The sequence below is a fragment of the Mesorhizobium sp. M8A.F.Ca.ET.208.01.1.1 genome, assembly GCF_004791315.1.
GTDB lineage: Bacteria > Pseudomonadota > Alphaproteobacteria > Rhizobiales > Rhizobiaceae > Mesorhizobium.
On the sequence record NZ_SRUT01000329.1, the window covers coordinates 1 to 296 of the forward strand.

The 296-nt window shown below is 58.1% G+C and carries 1 pseudogene; it reads right to left on the minus strand.

The window, feature by feature from the left end:
- Positions 1–192, minus strand: a pseudogene (locus tag EN851_RS36905) (hypothetical protein); the annotation flags it as partial.
- Positions 193–296: the final 104 nt, after the last annotated feature.

A 296-nucleotide genomic window follows, 5' to 3' on the forward strand; every position in this document is an offset into this window, starting at 1 on the left:
CCCGCCTCGCTCGGCCACCCATGCGGAGCGGACAAACTCGTCGGCAACCGCGGCGCCCAGTTCATGCGGCGGGAGCGGCTGTGGATTGAGTGCGACGCGCGCAAGCCCGCCCTGCGGTCCGTGCGGAATGACATCGTAAATGGCGGGAATCCGCTTTCCGATGATTGCCAAAAGCTTTTTATTCAATTGCATAAGACCTCCTTCTGCAGGCGCTTGTCACACCCGCTGCTTCCGTTCGATATGCCCGAGCAACATGGAAGTAGAGGTCGTTGGAGTATGTGAAAATTATCACGAAC